The sequence below is a fragment of the Sphingomonas sp. genome (assembly GCF_032114135.1).
In the GTDB taxonomy this organism is placed as follows: Bacteria; Pseudomonadota; Alphaproteobacteria; order Sphingomonadales; family Sphingomonadaceae; genus Sphingomonas.
In genome coordinates this window covers 1-22,338 of record NZ_DAMCTA010000003.1, presented here as the reverse complement: position 1 = coordinate 22,338, position 22,338 = coordinate 1, and the positions used below count along the sequence as shown (strand labels likewise).

Annotated in this window: 20 protein-coding genes; 11 read left to right on the top strand and 9 right to left on the bottom strand. The window is 61.8% G+C overall.

What is annotated here, in order from left to right; genetic code table 11:
• The first annotated feature begins 2 nt into the window (after positions 1-2).
• A complete protein-coding gene (locus RT655_RS15860) occupies positions 3-473 on the top strand; it encodes a PIN domain-containing protein (RefSeq protein ID WP_313538560.1) in 471 nt (156 codons plus the stop codon).
• A 241-nt stretch (positions 474-714) separates the two neighbouring features.
• Here the strand turns inward: RT655_RS15860 and RT655_RS15855 are convergent, their stop codons facing one another.
• Positions 715-930: an AlpA family phage regulatory protein gene (locus RT655_RS15855; protein WP_313538558.1), complete on the bottom strand. Its 216-nt coding sequence runs from the start codon at positions 928-930 to the stop codon at positions 715-717.
• A gap of 766 nt (positions 931-1,696) precedes the next feature.
• On the opposite strand from RT655_RS15855, the gene RT655_RS15850 reads away from it, so the two are divergent.
• The 5 genes from RT655_RS15850 to RT655_RS15830 all read left to right on the top strand — a co-directional run bounded on the left by RT655_RS15850 (position 1,697) and on the right by RT655_RS15830 (position 4,622).
• Positions 1,697-2,605, top strand: coding sequence for an ArdC family protein (locus RT655_RS15850; protein ID WP_313538556.1), 909 nt, complete (start codon positions 1,697-1,699; stop codon positions 2,603-2,605).
• Positions 2,602-2,811 carry a sigma factor-like helix-turn-helix DNA-binding protein gene (locus RT655_RS15845; RefSeq protein WP_313538554.1) on the top strand — a complete coding sequence of 70 codons (210 nt, stop codon included), beginning with the start codon at positions 2,602-2,604 and terminating at the stop codon, positions 2,809-2,811. The genes RT655_RS15850 and RT655_RS15845 overlap by 4 nt, the downstream gene beginning before the upstream one ends.
• A 71-nt stretch (positions 2,812-2,882) precedes the next feature.
• On the top strand, positions 2,883-3,806 hold the full coding sequence (locus RT655_RS15840) for a nucleotidyltransferase and HEPN domain-containing protein (RefSeq protein ID WP_313538552.1): 924 nt from the start codon (positions 2,883-2,885) through the stop codon (positions 3,804-3,806).
• Positions 3,807-3,879: 73 nt separating this feature from the next.
• Positions 3,880-4,155 carry an HU family DNA-binding protein gene (locus RT655_RS15835; RefSeq protein ID WP_313538550.1) on the top strand — a complete coding sequence of 92 codons (276 nt, stop codon included), beginning with the start codon at positions 3,880-3,882 and terminating at the stop codon, positions 4,153-4,155.
• Positions 4,155-4,622 (top strand): YbaK/EbsC family protein, encoded by a 468-nt coding sequence (locus tag RT655_RS15830; protein WP_313538548.1) that lies wholly within the window; start codon positions 4,155-4,157, stop codon positions 4,620-4,622. Before RT655_RS15835 ends, RT655_RS15830 begins: the two co-directional genes overlap by 1 nt.
• Here RT655_RS15830 and RT655_RS15825 read toward each other — a convergent pair.
• Together RT655_RS15825 and RT655_RS15820 are read right to left on the bottom strand one after the other, a co-directional pair.
• Positions 4,617-4,832 carry a conjugal transfer protein TraD gene (locus tag RT655_RS15825; protein WP_313538546.1) on the bottom strand — a complete coding sequence of 72 codons (216 nt, stop codon included), beginning with the start codon at positions 4,830-4,832 and terminating at the stop codon, positions 4,617-4,619. The two genes, RT655_RS15830 and RT655_RS15825, sit on opposite strands and share 6 nt — an antisense overlap.
• A gap of 16 nt (positions 4,833-4,848) precedes the next feature.
• Entirely contained in the window at positions 4,849-5,172 is a 324-nt protein-coding gene (locus RT655_RS15820; protein WP_313538545.1) for a conjugal transfer protein TraD, read from the bottom strand.
• A gap of 171 nt (positions 5,173-5,343) precedes the next feature.
• Here RT655_RS15820 and traA point away from each other — a divergent pair, with 171 nt between their 5' ends.
• Together traA and RT655_RS15810 are read left to right on the top strand one after the other, a co-directional pair.
• A complete protein-coding gene (gene traA, locus RT655_RS15815; RefSeq protein WP_313538543.1) occupies positions 5,344-8,373 on the top strand; it encodes a Ti-type conjugative transfer relaxase TraA in 3,030 nt (1,009 codons plus the stop codon).
• A gap of 59 nt (positions 8,374-8,432) precedes the next feature.
• Complete coding sequence (locus RT655_RS15810) at positions 8,433-9,080, top strand: DUF6118 family protein (protein WP_313538541.1); 648 nt, start codon at positions 8,433-8,435, stop codon at positions 9,078-9,080.
• 696 nt (positions 9,081-9,776) lie between these two features.
• Here RT655_RS15810 and RT655_RS15805 read toward each other — a convergent pair.
• The gene (locus RT655_RS15805) at positions 9,777-10,487 is read right to left on the bottom strand and encodes a helix-turn-helix transcriptional regulator (RefSeq protein WP_313538539.1); all 711 of its coding nucleotides are present in this window, start codon (positions 10,485-10,487) and stop codon (positions 9,777-9,779) included.
• A 111-nt stretch (positions 10,488-10,598) separates the two neighbouring features.
• On the opposite strand from RT655_RS15805, the gene RT655_RS15800 reads away from it, so the two are divergent.
• Entirely contained in the window at positions 10,599-11,483 is an 885-nt protein-coding gene (locus tag RT655_RS15800) for a hypothetical protein (RefSeq protein WP_313538537.1), read from the top strand.
• Complete coding sequence (locus RT655_RS15795; RefSeq protein ID WP_313538535.1) at positions 11,470-12,003, top strand: hypothetical protein; 534 nt, start codon at positions 11,470-11,472, stop codon at positions 12,001-12,003. The genes RT655_RS15800 and RT655_RS15795 overlap by 14 nt, the downstream gene beginning before the upstream one ends.
• A 56-nt stretch (positions 12,004-12,059) precedes the next feature.
• Here the strand turns inward: RT655_RS15795 and RT655_RS15790 are convergent, their stop codons facing one another.
• The 3 genes from RT655_RS15790 to RT655_RS15780 all read right to left on the bottom strand — a co-directional run bounded on the left by RT655_RS15790 (position 12,060) and on the right by RT655_RS15780 (position 15,757).
• Entirely contained in the window at positions 12,060-12,893 is an 834-nt protein-coding gene (locus RT655_RS15790) for a hypothetical protein (protein WP_313538533.1), read from the bottom strand.
• A 367-nt stretch (positions 12,894-13,260) separates the two neighbouring features.
• Positions 13,261-13,995: a hypothetical protein gene (locus RT655_RS15785; RefSeq protein WP_313538531.1), complete on the bottom strand. Its 735-nt coding sequence runs from the start codon at positions 13,993-13,995 to the stop codon at positions 13,261-13,263.
• Between the two features lie 610 nt (positions 13,996-14,605).
• Entirely contained in the window at positions 14,606-15,757 is a 1,152-nt protein-coding gene (locus tag RT655_RS15780; RefSeq protein WP_313538529.1) for a PIN domain-containing protein, read from the bottom strand.
• 643 nt (positions 15,758-16,400) lie between these two features.
• Between RT655_RS15780 and RT655_RS15775 the strand changes: the two genes are divergently transcribed.
• The gene (locus RT655_RS15775; protein ID WP_313538527.1) at positions 16,401-18,743 is read left to right on the top strand and encodes an AAA family ATPase; all 2,343 of its coding nucleotides are present in this window, start codon (positions 16,401-16,403) and stop codon (positions 18,741-18,743) included.
• Between the two features lie 352 nt (positions 18,744-19,095).
• Here the strand turns inward: RT655_RS15775 and RT655_RS15770 are convergent, their stop codons facing one another.
• Positions 19,096-21,105 carry an ATP-binding protein gene (locus RT655_RS15770; protein WP_313538525.1) on the bottom strand — a complete coding sequence of 670 codons (2,010 nt, stop codon included), beginning with the start codon at positions 21,103-21,105 and terminating at the stop codon, positions 19,096-19,098.
• A gap of 320 nt (positions 21,106-21,425) precedes the next feature.
• Positions 21,426-22,058: a tyrosine-type recombinase/integrase gene (locus tag RT655_RS15765; RefSeq protein ID WP_313538523.1), complete on the bottom strand. Its 633-nt coding sequence runs from the start codon at positions 22,056-22,058 to the stop codon at positions 21,426-21,428.
• Positions 22,059-22,338: the final 280 nt, after the last annotated feature.

The following is a 22,338-nucleotide window of genomic DNA, read 5'->3' as shown; positions in this document are numbered from 1 at the left end:
GGTTGTTCGCCAACCGGTACACCGCGTTCATCGACGCCTGTACGCTGGCGGGTACGCTCAAGCGCAATCTGTTACTGACGCTTGCGGAGGCCGAGTTTTTCCGCGTCCGGTGGTCCGAACGGGTGCTGGACGAAACTGAGGCGGCGATCGCTAAGATCCTCGGCGGTAAGGGCGTAGCGGATGCACCGGAGCGTGCAGCGCGCGCCCGGTGGTGGATCGAAACCGCGTTCGAGGATGCGGTGGTTGAGGATTATGATGTCTTCCTGGGCGCATGTGTCGGCTTGCCCGATCCGAAGGATGCGCATGTCGTCGCCGCGGCGCTGAAGACACAGGCTGCGACGATCGTCACTGAGAATTTGAAGGACTTCCCCGAGGCGATTCTTGCGGGCCTGAACATGGAGGCCCGGTCGGCGGATCAGTTCATCGCCGACACCATTGCGCTCGACCCGGGCAGAGCCGTGGCGGCCATTTGACGGATGCGGGAGCGGTTCAAGCGTCCGGAGAAGACGGCCGCACTGCTGCTGCTGGATATGGAAGCCGATGGGCTGACCGAGACCGTCGACGTGCTGCGGGCGCATGTGTTGTCGCTGTGATGGCGCGCATGTCGGGCGGATCGCGGCGGTGAGGTGAAACGGCGGGCTCGGAGATCTTTCGATGCGCGAAGCCGTTTCACCTCGCGGAATTTGCTGCATTCGAATGGGTTGGCGCTGACCGTCAAGCTCTGGGGCTGACGGCTGCCTCCTGTGTCTTGAGGCTGTTCAGCCATTCGAAGACTGCGGATTCGCGCCAGCCCATGCAGCGCGTGCTGATCCGGGTGTTTTTGGGGAAGGTGCCGGCCTCCATCTTTCGGTAGAGGGTGGAGCGGGTCAGGCCGGTCAGGGCCAGGACAGCCTTGATCCGGAGGACGCGGTCGGGGTGTTGGGGTTGCATTGCGATCACCTTGCATCGTGTGAGGGTTGGTGGAGCGCTCCGGGGCGAGATTGGGCTGAGTGGCGGGTCGGGAAAAGAGCCTGGTTGGGGTCAGATGGGGCCACCTGGGGACTCCCGGCACTCTGTTGTCGAACGGGAAAACTCTGAGGTTTAGGCGGGTGTGCCAGGGCGTCTCACGCCTTCGGCGTGACTGCGCTCGCACGCCGCTAGTGCGCCGCCGAGTCGGCCTAGCCGTCTCGGCCCTTCGGGTTTTGATCGCGGACGCGAGCTCCGATCCTGCGGATCGTTGACCGGCAGGTGCCGGCAACGGAACGCGGGTGCGGTGCGCGCGCTGGCGCACGCCTGCGGCGACACCAGGGCGCGCGCGTTATTGGTGCCCGCGTGGCACACTTGCCCGGGCGGGAGGCACGGGCGGCGGCTGGCGCACGTGCTGGCGCGCGCACGCCGCCCGCGCAGGCCCGCCCGGTTGCAAGGGTGCGGTTCTTGTCCGGGCGCAGGTGGCGCCCGACAGCGCGGTCGCGCTGACAGGATGGTCGCCGTGCTCTGGCGCGGCGGCGTTGGTGCGCCGGCACGCGGACGGGCGGGGGGAGCGTCGCTCGCCTCTAGTCCTACCGCGGCATGCCGCAAGCCGGGCGGTGCCCGGCTCCTCCACTCCGTTACGGCCCTGCGGGTGCGGCCTGCCTCTGACGGCAGGACTGCCGGTTCGCTCCTGCCGCTCCCCCCGCCCTTCCGGCGCCGGTTGCGGTGTTTTGGAAGGAGCAGGACCATGGGTGTTGGACACGAGAACCGGGCGAGCCTCTATGCCGAGGTGACGGGCCGGGTGATTGCCGAACTGGAACAGGGACGGCTGCCCTGGGTGCAGCCTTGGGATTCGGCGGCGTGCGAATGCGCGATGCCGGCCAATGCGGTGACCGGGCGGCGCTATTCGGGGATCAATGTGCTGATCCTCTGGGCCGCGGTGATTGAGGGGCGGTATGGCTCGCAGCGCTGGCTGACCTTTCGGCAGGCCCAGGCGGCGGGCGGGAGCGTGCGGCGCGGCGAGCGGGGAACGACGATCTGTTATGCCGATCGCTTCACGCCAAAGGACGAAGCCGAGCGGGCGCGGGACGAGGATCGCGAGGCGCGGCAGCTGGCGTTTCTGAAGCGGTTCACCGTGTTCAACGTCGACCAGTGCGAGGGCCTGCCCGAGCGGCTGACGGTGGTGGCGCAGGGCGAGCCGGTGGCGGAGGCGGACCGCATCCCCGGTGCGCATGCCTTGATGGAAGCATGTGGTGCCGATATCCGGATCGTTGGCGGGGAGGCCTATTACAGCCCCGGCGGCGACTATGTCGCGGTGCCGCCGCAGCTGGCGTTTTACGACCGCGTCAACTGGTATCGCACCGTGCTGCACGAGTTGGGGCACTGGACCGGGCATGGTTCGCGGCTGGGCCGCGACCAATCCGGCGCATTCGGCAGCGCCGCCTACGCCCGCGAGGAGCTGATTGCCGAAATGGCCAGCGCTTTCACCTGCGCGTCGCTGGCGATACGGCCTACCGTTCGGCATGCTGATTATGTCGGCAGCTGGCTGGCGGTGCTGCGGGAGGACGAAAAGGCAATCTTCCGGGCGGCAAGTGCTGCCAGCAAGGCGGCCGATTACCTGCTCGGCTTCGTCGCGGACGAGGAGGCGGGGCAATGATGCGCTGGCTTCGTCTGCGGCGGATGCGCCGCGCCTTTCGTGCCCTCCCCGAGCGGGACCGGGCGATCTTCGGATCGGTGCGGTTCGATGATTTGGATTACATCGAAACGGCCGAATTGCATGGCTGCACGGTGGCGGAGGTCGAGCAAACCGTCGCCCGTGTGCTGATAGCGCTCGGTCGTGCAGAGCGGGGCGACCGGCCATGAGCGATGCGACACCTCGCCCGGTCAAACCGGGCGAGGTGTACGCCGCGGCATCAGCGCGTTAGGATCGATCCATGAGGACCAGCCTCGACCATTTGCCCCCAGCCAAGCAACGCGAGCTGGAGCGTGTCGTCCAGATCCTGTTCGAGGAGTTTGCCGACGCGATCGCTATCGCCACGTCGGACTGGAAGAAGCAGGCGCGCATCCTCAAGGTTATCCTCTACGGCAGCTATGCGCGTGGTGGTTGGGTCGACGAGCCGCACACGGCCAAGGGCTATCAGTCGGACTTCGACCTGCTGGTCATCGTCAACAACGACAAACTCACCGACCGCGTCGAGTTTTGGGCGACGGCGGAGGACCGGCTGAATCGCGAATTAGCGATTACGAAAAGGCTGCGCACACCCGTCAATTTCATCGTGCACACCCTGCAGGAGGTCAACGACGCGCTGGCGCATGGACGCTATTTCTTCATGGACGTCGCACGTGATGGCATCGCGCTGTACGAGAGCGATCCCACCGATCTGCACCAGCCCAAGCCGAAGACACCAACGCAGGCGCTGGCGATGGCACGGGAATACCAGGGCGAGTGGTTCCCGGCAGCGATGCAGCGGTTTGAGCTGGCAAAAATTGCAGTCGAACGCGGGTTCCTGAAACCTGCCGCCTTCGACATGCACCAGACCGCCGAATTCCTCTACCACTGCGTGCTGCTGGTCTGCACCTTCTATACCCCGCACGTTCACAATCTCGGTTTTCTGCGCACGCAGGCTGAACGGATCGACCCTCGCTTGGTGGACGCGTGGCCGCGCGACCAGCGCGTCGACCGTTCGCGATTTGAAAAGCTCAAGGAAGCCTATGTGAAGGCGCGCTATTCGAAGCACTACCGGATCAGTGCCGAGGAACTGGCGTGGCTGGGTGAACGCGTCGAGGTGCTGGGTCAGGCGGTGCAGGTGATCTGCGAAGAACGTATCGCTGCGCTGGAGCAAGCTGCCGCCGCATGATTGCGCCCGTCGCTGGACAGGTTGATGGCCCCCACCTAGAGGGCACGCCCCTTTTCACACGGAGAACACGTCCATGAACAATGCCGATCTCGCCGACCGCGTTTCCGAAGCGCATGGCCTCACCAAGGCTGACGCACGCAAGCTGGTCGACGGCATTTTCGCCGCCATCACCGAGGCGGCAGCGGCTGGCGAAGAAGTGTCGCTGAACGGCTTCGGTAAGTTCAAGGTCAAGGAAAGCGCCGCGCGTGAAGGCCGCAATCCTTCCACCGGCGAGGCGATCCAGATTGCAGCGTCGAAGAAGCTGTCCTTCACGCCCGCCAAGGCCGTGAAGGACAAGCTCAACGGCTGATGGGTGTCGAGGCCGTCCGCGCCTTTCTGGAGGCGCGGGCACCCGAGATTGTGATCATCGAACAGGCTTCGAGCACCGCAACGGTGCTCGAAGCTGCCGCCACGCTCGGCGTGCTGCCGGGACAGATCGCCAAGACCTTGTCGCTGCGCGTCGGCGATGCGGTGGTGCTGATCGTGGCGGCCGGCGATTACCGGCTCGACAATCGCAAGGTGAAGCACGCGCTGGGCAGTCGTCTGCGCATGCTCGTAGCCGAAGACGTCGAGCAGCTGACAGGCCATCCGCTTGGCGGCGTCTGCCCGTTCGGATTGCCGACGCGGTTGCCGATCTATTGCGACATTTCGCTACGCCAGTTCGACACCGTCTATCCCGCCGCTGGGTCGCGCACTGCGTCCGTGCGGATCACGCCCGAGCGGCTTGCGGAACTGGTGGACGCGACCTGGGCCGATCTCTGTTCGCTGCCGTCATAGTTCTGCGTCGCTGTCGGCGAATGCACGTCGCCCGCGCCGTCGCCAGAGCGTCAGCGCCTGGTCGCGACGTTCGCCCTGCAGGGTAGCTGCGGCTTCTATCAACAGCCCCAGCAGCACCGCGCGATCGTCGTCGGTAAGTTCGACCAATCCGGCTTTGGCAACCAGGCCGCCCAGCTCGATCAGCTGGCGCGTTCGTTCGCGGCGCTTCACCACCCATTCTCGCGTGTCATTCCGCGCCCGCTGCGCTTCCAGTCGGTGCCGCGCCACTGTCAGCTGCCGCAGCCGATGCCGCACGCGGACGAGCGCCGCCGCGCGCTTTGCCCTGCCGCTGAAAGAAGGCCGCGCCACGCTGGCGCCAGTCCTCCCGAGCGATCATGTCGGACGCGCTGACAGCGGCGAGCAGTGCGCCCGCCAGCTGCTCGACCGGCAGCGCGTCGGCACCGGTCGCAACGACCAGCTCGCCGAGCTGCTGGAGCTTGGCCTGTTTGATCTTTCGTGCCTTGCTGTCGAGCGCCTTCAGCTCCGAATCAAAGTCACGTGGTTTGCGCATCGAAACCTCCGCAGTTGATGGTTCATGTTCGGCGATTTAGGAACTGCATCTATCAGTGCAAATGTCGTGAAACATCTTGGGGTGATCACGTCGCGAAAAAGATGAAATCTTTTGAGGGCGCGCTTATACGTCGAGCCGACGTCGCTTGTTTTGGTGTAAGTGAGTGTCGCTATGGCGATCTACCATTTCTCGGCCAAGATCATCAGCCGCGCCAGCGGATCGTCGGCGCTGGCCGCTGCCGCCTATCGCTCCGCCTCGCGGCTCCACGACCAGCGGCTCGATCGGGATCACGACTTCTCGAACAAAGCGGGCGTGGTGCATTCCGGAGTGCTGCTGCCGGACGGCGCGCGCGAGTATCTCGCCGATCGGGAGAAACTGTGGAATGCCGTCGAAGCGGTGGAGCTGCGCAAGGACGCGCAGCTTGCCCGCGAGATCGAATTCGCGATCCCGCGCGAGCTGAACCAGGCCGAAGGCATTCGGCTGGCGCGGGAGTTCGTCCAGGCAGAGTTCGTGAACCGCGGCATGGTCGCCGATCTCAATGTACATTGGGATATCGGTGCCGACGGCGAAGCGAAGCCGCATGCTCATGTCATGCTCGCCTTGCGCGAGGTGGATACCGGGGGTTTCGGCAAGAAGAACCGCGACTGGAACCGAACCGATCTGCTGGAGAAATGGCGCGAGCGCTGGGCCGGGCACGTCAACGCACGGCTGGCCGAACTGGATATTGACGCGCGGGTCGATCACCGCAGCCATGAAGCGCAGGGCATCGAGCTGGAGCCGCAGCACAAGATCGGCCCGGCGGCGGCACGGATGGCCGAGCAGGGGCTCACGTCCGAGCGGCTGAAAGAGCATCACGAGATCGCGCGCGCCAACGGCGAGAAGTTGCTCGCCAATCCGGCGCTGGCGCTCGACGCGATCACCCGCATCCAAGCGACCTTCACCACCCGCGATCTGGCGATGTTCGTGCATCGCCACAGCGAAGGGAAGGAGCAGTTCGACCAGGTGATGGCGGCGGTGCGCGCTGCGCCCGAGCTGGTGAAGCTGGGCAAGGACGGTCGCGGCGAAAACCGGTTCACCAGCCGCGACATGATCGAGACCGAAGTGCGGCTGGAGCGCGCGATGGTGAAGCTCGATGCCAGTCGCGGGCATGGCATGGAGGAGCAGCATCGCAAGCTCGCCCTGGCCCGCGCCGAGATGCGCGGGCTCGTCCTGTCGAGCGAACAGTGCGGCGCCTTCGATCATGTCACCAGCGGCAAGGATTTGGGTGTGATCGTTGGCTATGCCGGTACCGGCAAATCGGCGATGCTCGGCGTCGCGCGGGAAGCATGGGATAGTGCCGGCTACCATGTGCAGGGCCTCGCGCTATCCGGCATCGCTGCCGAAAATCTGGAAAGCGGCTCAGGCATCGCGTCGCGCACCATCGCCAGCATCGAACATCAATGGGAGCAGGGGCGCGAGTTGCTGACCGACAGGTCGATCCTCGTGATCGACGAGGCAGGCATGATCGGCAGCCGCCAGATGGAGCGGGTGATTGCCGAGGCCGAGAAGCGCCACGCCAAGGTGGTGTTGGTCGGCGACCCGGAGCAGTTGCAGGCGATCGAAGCGGGTGCGGCTTTTCGGTCGGTCGCCGAGCGGCATGGCGCCATCGAGATCACCGACATTCGCCGGCAGCGCGAAGACTGGCAGCGGCTGGCGACGCGTCAGCTCGCGACCGGGCGCACCACAGAGGCGCTGGAGGCCTATGCCGGTGCCGGCATGGTCGTCGACTCGGACACGCGAGTCGAGGCTCGAACGGCGCTGATCGCGCGCTGGGACCAAGAGCGGGTCGCCGATCCGGGTGCGTCACGCGTGATTCTCACGCACATGAACCAAGAATGCGATGAACTGAATGCGCTGGCCCGGGATGCGATGAAACGCAGTGGGGCATTAGATACTGATATTGCTGTCGAAACTACGCGCGGAGAACGCTTGTTCGGGTCCGGCGACAGGGTCATGTTTCTGCGCAACGAACGCAGCCTCGGTGTGAAGAATGGCAGTCTCGGCACCATCGAACAGGTCGATCACGCCCGCATGGCCGTGCGGCTCGACGATGGTCGTCAGGTCGCTTTCGACCACAAGAACTATGGCGACGTCACCCACGGCTATGCGGCCACGATCCACAAGGCGCAGAGTGTCACCGTCGACCGCGTCCACGTGCTGGCGACGCCAGGCCTTGATCGGCACGCTGCCTATGTCGCGCTGTCGCGGCACCGCGACGCGGTGCAGCTCCATTATGGCCGTGACGATTTCGCGGACCCGGGCAAGCTCGCCCGCGCCCTGTCGCGCGACCGGCCGAAGGACAACGCGCTCGACTATGATACCGCTGCCGAGCGCTTTGCCACGCGGCGCGGTGTCGAACGGTCGCGCATCCTCGATACGCTTGCCAAAGAGCCGCTCGCCGAACTCGGGCGTAGCGCGCCTGCGCCAGCACCGGCGCCACGCAGGGGTATGTTTGATGGGTTGCGGCTATCTATCCCCGAGCCCGAACGGGTGCCAACCAAGCTGCGCTTCGATGGGCTTAAGCTGTCGATGCCGGCGGCTGCGTCGGAGGTGTCCGCGACCCAGAAGCTCGAGCGGGCGGTCGAAGGCTACGCACGTGCCGTGCAGGATGCAGGCCGCATGACCGGGCAGGGACGTTCGCCGCTCGAAGTTCAGAAGGCGGCGCTTGCCCGCACCGCCGAGGCGATCAACGCGCTGCATCCCCACGGCGCCCACGATCTCGATATGGCGTTCGAGCGAACGCCCGGCCTGCTCAGCGAAGCCGCCAATGGCCGCGCCGCCAATGCCATTCGCCAGATGCAGCTCGAAGCGGAGGTGCGCACCAATCCCGAGCTGCGCGCGGACCGGTTTGTCCAGGCCTGGCAGCAGCTCCAGGCGCGTCGGGGCAAGCTGAGCGGATGGGAGAATGAAGAAAAGCGTGCCGGTGTCGAGAACGCCATGCGCTCGATGGCGAAGGGTCTGGAGAAAGACCCGGACCTCGGCGCTGCGCTCAGCCGCCGGGGCACTCAGCTGTTCGGGCGGCAATGGTCGCCGGAATGGACTCCGGGCAGCCGTGACGGCGGTGTCGGCCGCGCGCTTGGCGACGATACTCGCACGCGTTCGATCATCCGCCAGCTCACCTTCTCGATCGATCGCGATCGGGGCCTTGGGATTGGAATGTAGCCATGGGTATCCACGAACCACCCGTAGAAGCCGACCAGACCGTTTAAGCGTTCAACGGCATGTCGCGCAAGCTGGCCGGGCTGACTGCTGCGGTTGATGGCTTCGCGGCCCGGCAGCAGGAATTGCATGCGCGTGATTATGGGCCGGACCTGGAGAAGATCCGTGACGGCTACGACAAGGTGTGCGGCGCGATCAACGTCCTCGCCAAGCGCCCAGCGATGACATTGACGCCCCAGGATGTCGCGAAGCAGATCGAATCGGCTGGCGCGCAAGGGCGTGCGGACGTTCATCGCGCTTGGACCGGCGCCAACCATGCCCTGAGCAGCACAGTGCAAGAGCTGAAGGGGGTGGTCGCATCGGCCCATTCCGCGGAGACCCAGCAGCTGTGGATCGCGGGGGCAGCCGCTTTGGCACTAGTGGTAGGCTTCGCGTTTGGCACGGTAGTGCCACCGGTTATCGCCCAGCTCGCGCCCGAGAGCTGGCATTGGCCAGAGGAGCGGGCTGCAGCAATGCTCAGGCGCACACCTTGGGACGCGGGCGTGCGGCTCATGCACGTTGCAGATCCACAGCAGACACGGGCACTGGCCGACGCCACTCGGCTCGCGAAGGACAATGCGGATGTGCTTACAGAATGCCGGAAACGTGCAGAGCAGCTCAGTGCTCCAGTAAAGTGCTCCATGGAGATCCACCAAGCAGAGATCGATTGACGGGCTTGGGGCTAGTTCTGGGCCGTAAGCTGCCAGGCGGCTTTCGGGCGGGAAGACGCGAAAGCGGACATGAGCTTACAGCGCCTGACTCGTGCTATCGGGTATCGCGTCCCGCCCGCCTCTGGGCCGTAAGCTGCCAGGCAGCTTTTGGGCCTGGAAATGCGAAAGCGGACATACGCTTGGGGGCGCTGACTCGTGCTATCGGGTATTACGTCTCTGCGTTAGCTCGAACGATGATCAGCACCCATGTACCTAGCTCCCCACCCCTGTGCTCTTCGGCCGCTTGCGACCAGGCTCGGTCGCTGGCCCGCTGAGTGCTGAACCACCGCTTCTGTTGATGCATACCGCTGGAGGCGGGAGAGTGTTGAGTAGCAAGGCGCCTCCGCCGGGTCATCGAAGAGCAGCGCCACTCATCTTAGAAGCAACATTTTGATAGGGGGTTGTGACACCGGTGAACGCGCCAACGAACGCAGATCAATGTGGGGCGTCAGAACCGACCGGTTGTGACACGGCAAAGACCCCAGTGCGGCTTCGCCATCATATCCGGCAGGCGCCTGACCCATCAGGAAAACAGCCGGTGTACGATCTCAAGCAGAAGCGCTCCCGCAATTACCGTGATCCCACGAGCGAAACTACGCGCCAACTCGCCGACGAACACCTGTCCGAACTTCACATCGGACCGCTTCGCCCTGGGCCTTAGCTGTTCCACGCGATGTCCTCCCGCGCGATCCTGCGTTCAGCGAAAAGCACGTCTATTTTGGCCGCAGCAGGGTTACGCTCCTTCGATCTAAGCGCCAGCATACCAATCTCAGCCTCCGGCAGCAGGGGTAGATCGGTGTCGGCCATGTAGGTGCCGACGAGACATACCGCCCGATGGCGACGCTCCATGTTGCGGGCATGTTCGAAGACGTCAGCGTAAAGGCTCCGCATACGAAATCCCGGTTCAGGAGGTGGTGAAAAGGTGCCGTCCACCGTGCCGCGGATGAAACCCGTGAGGTCAAGCCATTCCCTCAGCTCCGCGAGGTCATCAGCCGCGTCGCTCCCAAGATCGCTCTCGAGCACCACGAACTGCGTCGCGGCGAGCGAACGAAGCTGGCGCTCGTGGCGGAGCTGCGCCACCTTCACGGGCACATGGGTCTTGAGCCAGCCGAAGGTGCGTTCGAGCCAAGCCTGCTGTTCCACATCGGTCAACGGTATCCGCGGACGCGTGAAGGTGTCGTTATCTAGGCCAAGCGCAACTGCGATCCGCTCGAGTGCCGCGGGTCGAACAGGATCGCCACGCTCAATCCGTTCGACGGTAGACAACGAGACCCCCGCCATGGACGCGAGCAGTTCTCGCTTCCAACGGAGTTGCCCACGCTGCAGCTTCACGTAAGCGCCTAGACCCTTGGGATCGTCTTGTGCCATATTGCCTGTTCGATTGCTCATATCGACATCATGCCCCCGACATCGCACAAAAGGCAGGTCTGAAAATCCTTCAGCGCCCGATTGAGACGAGCTTGCCGGCCAAAGCACATCATGACCCAGCGTGATCCTGTCCCCTACGGCGCCAAGAAGGCCGGAGCCATGCGCGAGATGTCGCAATCGGCACGGCTCGACTTTATCGCTGAGGGCCTGACGATCATTTTGTCGAGCGCGCGTAGCTTTTGGAGTGCCGCAGAGAAGCTGCCCGACAATCCCCGGGAGGCTTCTGTTCTGGAAGGCTTCGCTGAGGAAGAGTCCGCGAAAGCCCTGATCCTGCTCGACCTGGTGCGATGCCCGCCCTCCAAGATCGATGGGCGTATCGGGCGCATCGTCAAAAACTTCTACAGCCATCTTGCCCGGCTCATTTACGCCAAAGCCCAGAGCTGGAGGCCCGTCAACGTCAAGCAGCTACAGGAATATGTCGATAGCGAGCGGCAGGGCCATTATTTGGAAGGTGGGATGAGCGAGTACATCCTGCCAAACTGGGCGATCTACAGCCGCGAAAGCACGCTCTATGCCGACATCGAGCAACACGAGGATGGCATACCGCAATGGAGCGATCCGACGCGCTTCTCGAGCGTAGGTATACATATGCGACCCTTCGCCCCGACGCTGATCGAAGCGCTGGATGCACTCGGCATCTTTTCGCGGGCGGGATTGGAGGCGACGAGTGATATATGGGGCACCGTCGATTTTCTCGCGAATGAGCACTCTGGCCATGTCCGGGACCTGACCGGGCAGTTGGCCAAGAGACTCGATGCTGAAGGTTTGGTGACCGAAACTGCAGCCAACCACGCACGCTGGTTTCACCATTATTGGCAGATGCCGATGTACAACCTCGATTTTACGCTTATTCCAGCGTCGCTGGATCGGCTCAGGGCCGACCGTGAAGCCGCCTATTGGTCTGAGGTCGGCTACGAGCATCATGGCGATTATTAAAATCGGCGACGACTACGCCGACGCAGATTTTGCGCTGCTTAGCAGGCACCTAAAGTTGCTGGACGTTGAGATTTCTCAAATCAATGCAGCGATCGCTTCGTCTCGTGATCCCGAATCCGACGGTCTCTGGGATGCTGGGGAGTATTTTATAGGACACGGCTTCATCGCCATTCAACGTTATCTCACGGCTACGCGGACGGGTCTTCGCGTCGGCCTGCCGGATGCGTTCAACGTGCCGCCGATGCTGCAAGGCGGCTTATCGCTTGTTGCAGCGGTCAATGCGGCGGCAAACTATTGGAAGCACGTAGAAGAATGGATCGAGACCCTTAATAGATCCAATGACGCCGATCTACAAGCAAGCGCTCTTAAAACGCTTCAGCGGATTGAAAACGTCACCCCATGGGAAGAGTACACTTGTGCCAATCTGTTAGCTGTATTCCTAGATGGTCAGCCGTTAGAACTGTCGCGACTTCTGCCTACAATCTCGGAATGGCGGCATAATCTTATGGCTGGGCTTTGATCTAAAATGAAGGGTGAATGAATGTACCTTTGCCGGATCGGTGGGTGCGATGCTTTTCATCCCATAATCGTCTGAATACGATCTTTAATCCTGACGGCAAGCGCTTGCCGACCCTCTCCGTTGTTCAGGTAACTGATGTAACGAAGATGACGAAGGTCGAATGGAATATCATCGGCGCTTTGGGTAAGGAGGATAACCTCACGTCCAAGCGTATGGGCGATGCCTGTCTCGTAAAAGACATTCGCATTCCGTGTTGAGCAATCGCAGATCACAATGCGTGACCGGTCGATTAGCTCAACAACATCCTGTATGATTGAATGATTTTCCCAGATGTCGTCTACTCGGTGGCAAATGAAGCCCATCTCTTCTGCCGCTTGCTTGATAGCTGCATATACGTCGCTGAAATTAGCTGCGAACGGCATCATCACTGATAGCTGTCTAACGTCTACCTTTTCATTCTCGGGTATTTTGAAGACCGCTGGTGCGGATCGCCGGGGCTGGATGGCTCCGACTATAAACCGGAAAAGATCGACATTTTTGACCGCCCAATGATTACGGGAGAACTCCCAATCATCCATTCCAAGCTTGCGCCGACCATCGTAGATCACCTTGTTTGTCAAAGGTGGAATGTCGCGGGCAAGTGTAAAATCGAACGTGATATCACGCCCGACCCTACGCACGTTTGACACCTGCCCGACGCGGCATTCCTCATCGCCAGTGCCCTCCGTCATGAACAGGCACGGCGGTCCTGACAACTTGGCATAATCCGGGACTTCACCGTTCTTGAACTGCGCTGCGAGCGGGCCATCCGTATGTTCAAACAGCCGGTCGGCACCAATTTCTCCGTGTTCTGCATCCCACTCGAAATGACGAACAATCAGATTAAACAACCGTGCTCTCCCAATTGGCGATGCGAGCCTAACCCGAACAGCGCTGGAATGTCACCCGCCAACAACCTCGCTTCCACCAACTACCGGACGATCCGGGATCACTTACGGTGTTAGGCTGAACGGCAAAGATAACGCAAAGCCGTCCGTGGGGGTTCGTGTCAAAACCGAGCGGTTGTGACACCGTCTTCCAGCGGCCCTGGCGGTTCCGCGCGCTAAAAAAACCTGATGTCGGCTTCTGACGAAATCTGCCGCCATTCGAGCAGTCTCGGAACGGCAGGCATGCACCACTCCCGGTCATCGATAGAGTCGACGTCAGCCCCACCGGTGCAAGTTATGGCTTTTAGCTAAGGTAAACGGCCCAAATCTCCTAGTCACTCGGCTCGGTTAATACTTCGAACGCAATATTCGCGATCTCTGCTGCGGCAAATTGCATCTGCGGAATTGGAGAACCACCTCCCTCGTGGCGTTTAATGCTGCCGTCCTCTTCTATTCGAACGGTAAATCGGTCGACTCGGCTCAACACGACCATGGCGACCTTCTGGTCATCGTCTAAGGCAAGTCGATCAACGATCCCCTCATACGCTATGCTGGTTCCGTTGTGACTGGTCTTGCTCACCACGTAGGCAACCACCACAGAGTTACCGGCCTTCACCGCTTGCACCGCTGGGTTAAGCCAGCCAAAATCAATCGGGTCGAACGTGCCCTTGAAGGCTGCGGACTGAGCTGCTCGGCTGAATAGCCAGCCTGTGGCCGCGCCAAGGGCTCCGAGGAAGAAGATCCACCATTCTATCGCACCATCTGTCAGGTCGCGGGCCGGGTGCTGGCTGGCAAGGAGCACACGATACACGTTCGGATCATAGGCGGTCGTGACACACAGACCTGTATTTTGACACCAGGCGGATTGAGCGGCGAAGATGCCGGCGCCAAGAATGTGGCCAGCGACGGTGCCAGCTACGACAATGAACAGCGTGTTCGTGGAGTTTGGTTTCTCAGGGCGGGGTGCGAGAAAGTCGGTTCGCTCTCCAGCTCGTATTCCAACAAATGCGCAGAGCCCTGGAAAAAGCAGCAGCAGGGCTAAAACTAGCGTGTAGCTGAACGTCACAACGGCTACGCAGTCGCGGCAGTCTGCCTCTTCCGCTCCTGCTTTTCGCTTTCGGCAGGAACCAGATAGACGCCATTGCGGAGCCTAGACGCCTTACGGGCGGCTTCCCAGCTCCCAAAGCGACCGTGGATCCGCTCTCCGAGCTTGATCGATTCGTCGGTATTAACTCGCATCAACTCCTCCTGGTCAGAACATAGCAAGGACAGGTTCCAAAACCAAGAACGCTCGCGAGTGACGTTGTATCGCACGGCCCTGCTCAGAGAGCAGCCTACCCCTTAAGCCGCTCACGCCCCAGCAGTGCGCTATCGAAACGATTGAGATGTCGCCGCTTTAAGAGGCAGCACCTCGGAGCGCTCGTCGACTAGCCGGATAGCGGTCACCCATTGGTGCCAATGCCAAGTCCACAAGTGGGCTCGCTGCTGCCTGGTGCCCCTGCCCACCTCACCGCGGCCGCTCCCGACCAACTCAAGCCGTTACCATCAGCGGGTTGAAACGACCGCTCCCGCCGAAAGCGGCCGTTCAGCTATGGCGACAAGCACGGCGGGAAGGATCTGAGGGCAAATTGCCCGTCAGGTCCGCTTCGTCATTCTAAGGGCGGTGCGCAACGCGCTCATTCCGGCTCTTCCTCGCGAAAGTTCGGCTCGACCATGCCGAAGTCGACCCATCCATCTGCGTCGATGAACTCAGTATCCAGTAGCTCGACATCGTCGAGCAGCTCCGTCACCGAGAATGTCGCCAGCACGGCGGCTTCCTCCTCGAAACTCACCTCCGAACGCGCCCCACCGAGACCGACATATTCCTTGTCTATTGAATCCCAGACAGAGACGCTGAAGTCGCTATAAGCCCTGCCGGTCACCCGAACCGGGATGCGGACCACGACCTCATCCTCTTTGGCTGAGACGATAGAAAATTCGATAACATCGTCGGCTTTGACGATTTCCGCCGTCGCCGGAAGAAACCCGGCATCACCAATTTCGGCATAGCGCACCGAGCTATACTCCGCCTCAACCGGCCACGAGGCCATTCCTTCGATTGCAGCAGAGATGATTTGCTGAACAACGTCTTCTCTTATTGTGAGGAGCGTCATGACTCGGGCGCGGACCTGGTCTGCATGCTCTTGCAGCAGCTCAAGGGCGGCGCCGAGATCGTCGACCACCGTCACATGATCTGAGTTCGCAGCCCCGAAGGCCGCCCAGTCACCGTCCTTTGCCACCACGAGGACAGGCTTGCCATGGTCTTTGGCCCATTGTTCGATCGACAAGAGCGCGATCGCATCCGGGAATTCGTGTTTCTTGTTGGCATTCGTTCCGAACGGCGCGTCCCCTGCGAAATACAGGGCGGACAGCCGTCCGGAATCGGCGAGCGACCCTGGCAGGATTTCCGCTGCAACCATCTGCTGGAATCGATCGAGACGTGCGTCCACCAGCATCGGGATGTCATCCAGCGCATCGACCACGGCTTCGACTATCTGTGCCTGGGCGGCGGTAATAAGCTTACCAACTTGGAGTCCGCGCAAGCCGCTGCGAAGGCTGGTGCCTGCAGTCTGGCCCGATGCCGTCAAATGGCTGCGCAGCTCCCGGATGACGATCTCGGGCAGCAAGACCTTGATCGGACCGCCTACAAACTGAGATAATTGCTCCAGAAGGCCGGATTCTAGCTTTGTCCCGAGGGCTTCGATCACGCTCGTATCGAGCGCGATCGCACCGAATTTCTTCGAGTCCGGGATTCGCTCAACATCGGCTTCAATTCGCGGTTCGCTCAATATTAAATTGCTCCTCTACAATGACAGCGTGTTGCCCGTCCCCTGTTGCGGGATAAGCAACCGTCGGCCCAATCCCCGGTATCCTGCGGTGGCGTCATAGCAGAGGCAGAGTGCTCAGTGTTGGGTAATCCTACCGCTCGCTGAGGCGCGAAGGAACGGAGGCCTTGTCCAAGACAGTCCGGCTGCTGGCGGCACATCCACGTCAATCGCGACCAACAATATGGACGGCAGCTTGCGAATCTTTGCTGCGCTTGGGAAGGTCGGCTTCCGAGCGTGACGAGCGCACCGATGATGCGGAGCCCAGACGAGAAAGCTGAATCAATGTGACAGTTTGGAACGCACACCTTGTAATGCTGTGGCGCTGCTTAGGACCTGACTTTTCGCCTTGACCGCAGCAATGCATGTATTGCTAGTTTGATCTCTAGCATAAGCTGTGGGAGGCGACGTTGAGTGAACCTGGCGATTGGGTAGATATGCGCGTTGCCGAGGCTATAAAGGCGGCGACCACAAGCGACCATGTATTCCCAGGCGCGGTTGCTGCGGAATTCCGCAAGCTCCTTGCAGGAGCTCTGCAGGAAGCAAGGAAGCCTGCTGAGCTGGATGAGATAGCCACTTTGCTTATCTCTGCAAACCGGGGCGGCAGATGAGGCTGCGCTCCATCAGCCTCCAATGGTTTCGGGGAGCAGCAGAGAGTGCAACGCTCGAACTCGGCGGGCGCTCTGCGGCGATCTACGGGACCAATGGCGCGGGCAAGAGTTCTTTCGTGGACGGCGTTGAGGTCACGCTCGGCGGCGGGAAAGTCGGCCATCTCAGCCACGAGTATTCCGGCCGAAACCAAGAGAAAGGTCTGCTGAACACGGCACGCCCAGCGGGGCAGCAAACAGCTGTAACGATCACCCTGACGGACGGATCGTCTGAGACGCTTACATGGCAGGCTGGCGCTCCGACCCGGACGAAGCAAGGCGCGACGGCGATTGAGCATTGGGACTACCGCCGGACCGCACTCCGGCAGGAGGAGCTGTCGGGGTTCATCCGGGCCACGAAGGGCGACAAGTACGGTGCCGTATTGCCTCTGCTCGGGCTGTCCCATCTGGAGACGACGGCTGAGAACCTCCACAAGCTCGTGAAGGCAATCGAACGAAAGGGCGACTTGCCTGCCCTCCGTGCCAAGCTGGACCGCGCGGCCGACCGCCGGAGGGAGGTTTTTGGTGAGCAGACGAACGACCAGCTTCTTGCTCGCTTGGAGCAGCTTCGCCTCATCTACGCAACCACGCAGGCTGTGGAGTCTCGAACGAAAACCGTGGCCGATGTGCTGGCGGCCATCGACGACCAGATCGCGTCCCTCAGTGCCGACCAACGACGGGCAGCAGCGGTCGGCGAAATTGGTGGGAGCGACCTTGCGGCTCGCCTAGCGAAGGTCTCGGAGGCCGCGTCACGAATTGCTGAAGTGGCCGAACCTCTCATCAAGGAACGCCTCGAAGTTTTGAGCGCCGCAAATGGTTTCGCTTCAGCGGGCGGCGACCTCCGTGGCCCCATTGCTTGCCCGGCGTGCGGCAAAGAAATCGACGCTGACGAGTTCCGGGAGCATGTGGCCAACGAGCGAGACCGGCTGTCAGCAACACAGAAAATGTATGACGAGCATAGGGCGGCCGTCGGGGAAGTATGCGACGAGGTCGCCCGCCTACGGACAGTTTTCGGGAGGGAGGATTTGGCCGGTTGGCGGGCTGGCCTATCAGCCGACCTTGCTGAGCATGCCGCCTACCTCGCTGCGCTCGCACCTGCCGACCTGAGAAACGGGTGCGGTTCGGAAGATATTGCGGAGCTTCAGGCAAGGGTTCTGCCGCTTGTCGCGCGTGCGGCCAAGGACGGTAAGGCCTCTCCCCCACAGGTTCAGACTTTGGTGGATCATCAGGCGGAGGGCAGGACTCTCCAAGAGTCCCTGAAGGCTGGTCCACTGCGGGCGGGACTGAACCGAGCCGGCGCCCTGATCAGACTCGTCAAGGAGCTAGAGGCTGGGGTTAGGGAGGAAATTGCGGAGCGGGCGCGCACGACCTTTGAAAGCATTTCCGGTGACGTGCAGCGGTATTGGAAGGTCCTCCAGCCCAAAGACGTGATCACGGACGTGCGGCTCGTGGTACCTGAGGATAATGACAAAGCCGTGGAAGTCGCTCTCCGCTTTCACGGGAAAGCTCAAGATAGCCCGCGCCTTACCCTTTCGGAAGGTCAGCGCAACGCTCTCGGACTCTGCATCTTTCTGGCAATGGCGCACAAGGCTGCGGACAAGGACTGTCCCATCATCCTCGACGATGTGGTTATCAGTTTCGACCGCGAACATCGCTCAAGGGTTGCGGCTTTGCTGCGGCAGGAATTTGCGGACCGGCAGGTCGTCCTGCTGACCCATGACCGAGAATGGTTTTTCGAACTGCAGCGCACCCTGCCTCGTACACACTGGGGGTTCCAGCGGCTTCTACCGTTCACCACGCCGATCTCCGGGATCAACTTCGCAGACCACGGCGTAGACATCACGGCGGCGAAGGCGCGGGCGAAGACGGAGCCTGAAGAAGCCTTAGGAAACGTCCGCAGATTGATGGATGTGGCGCTTAGTGAGGTGGCGGAGAGGATCGGTCTAGCCGTCCCGCACATGCGAGGCGATGGCAACGACCACCGCACCGCTGGTCAGTTTCTCGTGGCTCTGGAGCGCGCGGCCGCCAAATCCTTCCGCAAGAAAGCTGGGGAAGCCTACGTTCCTAACGATGACGCTCTCGCTGCGATCAAGAAGACGAAGCCTGAGCTGGCAATCTGGGCAAACCGAGGGACCCATACCTTCAGCGGCAGCACGACCGAAGCGGAGGAACTGATCGACGGATGCGAGGCCGTCCTCGGAGCTTTCATGTGCGATAGTTGTGGGACCCCGGTCGGCGCCTATGACTCGACAGGAGGTAAGGTCGAATGTCGGTGCGGCAACCTGCAATGGCGGCCGGGGTAGCTCCAAACGTCGAATACCGGTGGATTCCGTTTCGAAAGAGACACGGATGTCCGCTATTGGCGTAATCGGCCATTCAGCAGCGAGACCGCGAATGGCGCCTTCGTCCCACTCCCAGTCCCCGGCAGTGCAGACGTGAGGGCCGTTCGTCCAGATCCCCCTCGGGGTTGATCAATCGCCCCCTGGCGTTTGAAAGTAGCTGCGCAGGTGGGTGCCCCATCCCATTGCGAGGGGCGCAAACTATTGCGAATCGAACCCCCGGCATGTCCGCTCCTGGGAAATCCTCGAGCACCTACTAACGGCAGAAAGTGGGCGCGTTGCGGTCTGGCCTCCGGCCCCGTCTCTCTGGTGCCGGTCACGCCGCCTGGTCGAGCTCGGTGCGTATCCGACGTGCTAATTCGCCAATCCCGAATGGCTTGCGAAGGATCCGCTTTTCGTCGAGCTCATCCTGATCCCGCTCAAAACCGGTCACCAGCAGGATGCGAGTTGCTGGATAGACGGCTGCAACTCGCTTGGCCAGGTCGCGGCCGTTCATTCCGGGCATTACAATGTCGGACAGCAGGAGCTTCACCCCCGGCTGCGTTTCCAGAATGTTGAGTGCTTCCTCGGCGCTCGCTGCATGGCGTACCGTATAGCCAAGACTGCGAAGCGCCTCGACGTTTGTCTCGCGGACCTGATCTTCGTCCTCAACGATCAGAATGATCTCCTCGGGCCGGCCGGTTGGGGCCATCTGATCCTGGCGGAGGAGATGCGTCTGACGGTGCTCCTCAGCGCTAACGACCCGGCGTGGCAAAAGAATCGTCACTGTGGTGCCTTCGCCAAGGGCCGATGAGATCGTCGCGTTCCCTCCCGACTGAAGGGCGAACCCATGGATTTGCGACAACCCAAGACCAGTTCCCCGTCCGACTTCCTTGGTTGTGAAGAAGGGCTCGAAAGCCCGTGCGGCGACCCGCGCATCCATGCCCACGCCAGTGTCCGAGACTTGGATCGCTATCTGCTCGCCGTCGGCCCCGATGCGGTTCGCGGTCGTGATGGTCAGCGTCCCGCCAGCCGGCATCGCGTCGCGTGCGTTCACGGCCAGGTTGATGATCGCATTCTCGAGTTGCCCGGGATCGACGAAGGTGGCCCAAAGATCATCCGCCAGCACCGTTTGAATTCGTATGTCGCCAGAGAGGGTTTGGCTCAGAAGGGCGCCCATCGTCTCGATCAGGGCGTTCACGTCCACGACTGCTGGGGCTAGCGGCTGGCGGCGAGAGAAAGCGAGTAGCCTCCGGGTCAGATCGGCAGCACGCCTTGCGCCGTCCATGGCGTTATCCATGTGACGTACGATGTCCGTGTTGCCCTTCGCCAGTTTCCGCTGGGCAAGATCAAGGCTGCCGATGACGATAGCCAGCATATTGTTGAAGTCGTGTGCAATGCCGCCGGTGAGCTTACCCACCGCCTCGAGCCGCTCGGCCTGCTGGGCGCGGAGATCTGAGGCTCGACTGGTGGCTATAAGCCGCATGATCACGAAGATCAGGAGACCGGCGAGCGTTAGGCTGGCCGCCGTCGCCAGCAGCGATGCCAAGTGCGATCCGAACTGTGATCGATCCAGCGACGCCGAAGGGACCGCCACGTGTACCGACCATCCGCTGTCTGGGAGCGTGGTGAACCCCGTCCATGTGGATAGCTTCTCCCACGTGATGCTCCGATAGAAGCCGGACCGACCACGCGCGATGGCATTGCGAACGTAGCTGGTGGCAGGCGTTCCAAGGCGAGTCGGCCAAGCTTTGCTGCGGGCGATGAAGCGGCCTTGCGGGTCAACCACCGCGCTAACGCCATCAGAGCTAGCCGAGGCCATAAGGATGCGCTGCACAAGCGAGGGATCCAAGGTGACCACCATGAGGTACCGTGGCTTCCCGTCCATGCCTATAGGCATGCTGGCTCTGATCACGGGCACGCCTTGTGCGTCTCGCACGATCCCGCTGAACACAGGCCGTCGCGTTCGGCGGGCGATCGCGCGCGCCGCGTCGACATCGACGATCCGTGATAGTGGTGCGGAGGTGCTCAGATCGAAAACGGTCGCGCCTCTAGCGAGGTCAATCAGCGAGACGTTTCGCCAGTCCACATCTAGCCGCGCAATTTCGCGCGAACGCGCCTGTGCCTCCTTCCAGTTTTGCTCCCGGATGGAACGGATGGTGCCAAGGATTCGCATCTCCTGCGCAACCAGCGTAAGCCTGTCGTCGACGTCGTCGGCTACGTTGCGGGCCCGTGCCAGGGTGGCGTCTTCTGCCGCATGGCGGTTTTCGCGATAGGTGACGCTGGCATTGACCAGAATGTAGATCGAGAGCGGAAGCAGCAGGGCTGCAGCCAGGCCCAGCAGCATGCGCCAGCGCGACCAATGCGGGCGTTTAGATCTGCTCACCACCATCGGGCTATATCCTAGCATCAGCTATGCTGCGGGCCTATCCCTCGCAGCGGACCGCCCGGGGCCACACAGACGAATTTCAACGTGGAGCTTGACCGAGATCGCACATTGGCTGAAGCCCTGAGGCCGCTCGGCGACCGCCGGGCCAGAACTAATTGCGAACCGCATTCCGCGATGTCCGCTCCTGGGGAGCACGCGAGCACCTCCTAACGGCGGGAAGTGGGCGTGCGCCGGCAGCGAAATGGCGGCCCATTAAACGGAACTGGGCCGCCTTGCGCTCAAATCTCCGTCCGCTCGGCAAGCAGCAGCGCGTCCTCCACATCGACGCCGAGGTATCGGACAGTGTTTTCAATCTTAGAGTGACCCAGCAGGATCTGGATCGCACGCAAATTTCCTGTTGCCCGATAGATCATCGCGGCCTTGGTGCGGCGCAGAGAGTGCGTGCCGTACTCCGCGCTTGGTAGACCCACGGCATCTATCCACTCGTGCAGGAGGCGTGCGTATTGCCTCACGCTTAGGTGCTCAGCCGGGTTCGCCCGACTTGGGAATGCAAAATCCTGGATTGATCCGCCCCGGCACTCTAGCCAAGCCAGCAGGCTTCCCCGCACATCCGAGGTCAGTTCAAACTGCACTGGCCTGCCTGTCTTCTGCTGCACGACAATCGAGCGGGTTCTGACATTTACGCCCGAGACTAGATCGCCGATCTTGACCTTGACAAGGTCACAGCCACGTAGCTTGCTATCGATCGCCAAATCGAAAAGTGCCCTATCGCGGACGCGACCTTCTCGATCTAGAAAAAAGCGTATTGCCCAAATCTGCTTCTGCGTCAGCGGTCTTTTTATACCTACCGACCTTCCAGCGTTCCATGCGGGCCGCGACTGTAGAGCTGGATCGTACTGCGAATGTGACATTGCTCCTCTCCATGGCCAACTGTGACCAGGACAAGAACGCGTCTAAGTGCCGTCCACCCCCGTCACACGTCGACTGATCGTGTGTAGCGCTCGCAGCACCCTAGCGCCCCAGCCCCTATCCCAGCGGCAGCTCGCGCCCCATCTTTCGATCGCAGTCCGCTGCGATTGAGCACCAGCGGATTGCGTCTGCTTTCAGGGAGGTCGATTAGCCTCCTAAATGTCTTAAAATGGGCGCGCTGCTGCCTAGTGCCGCTGCCCATTCCGCCCGCGGCTGTTCGCG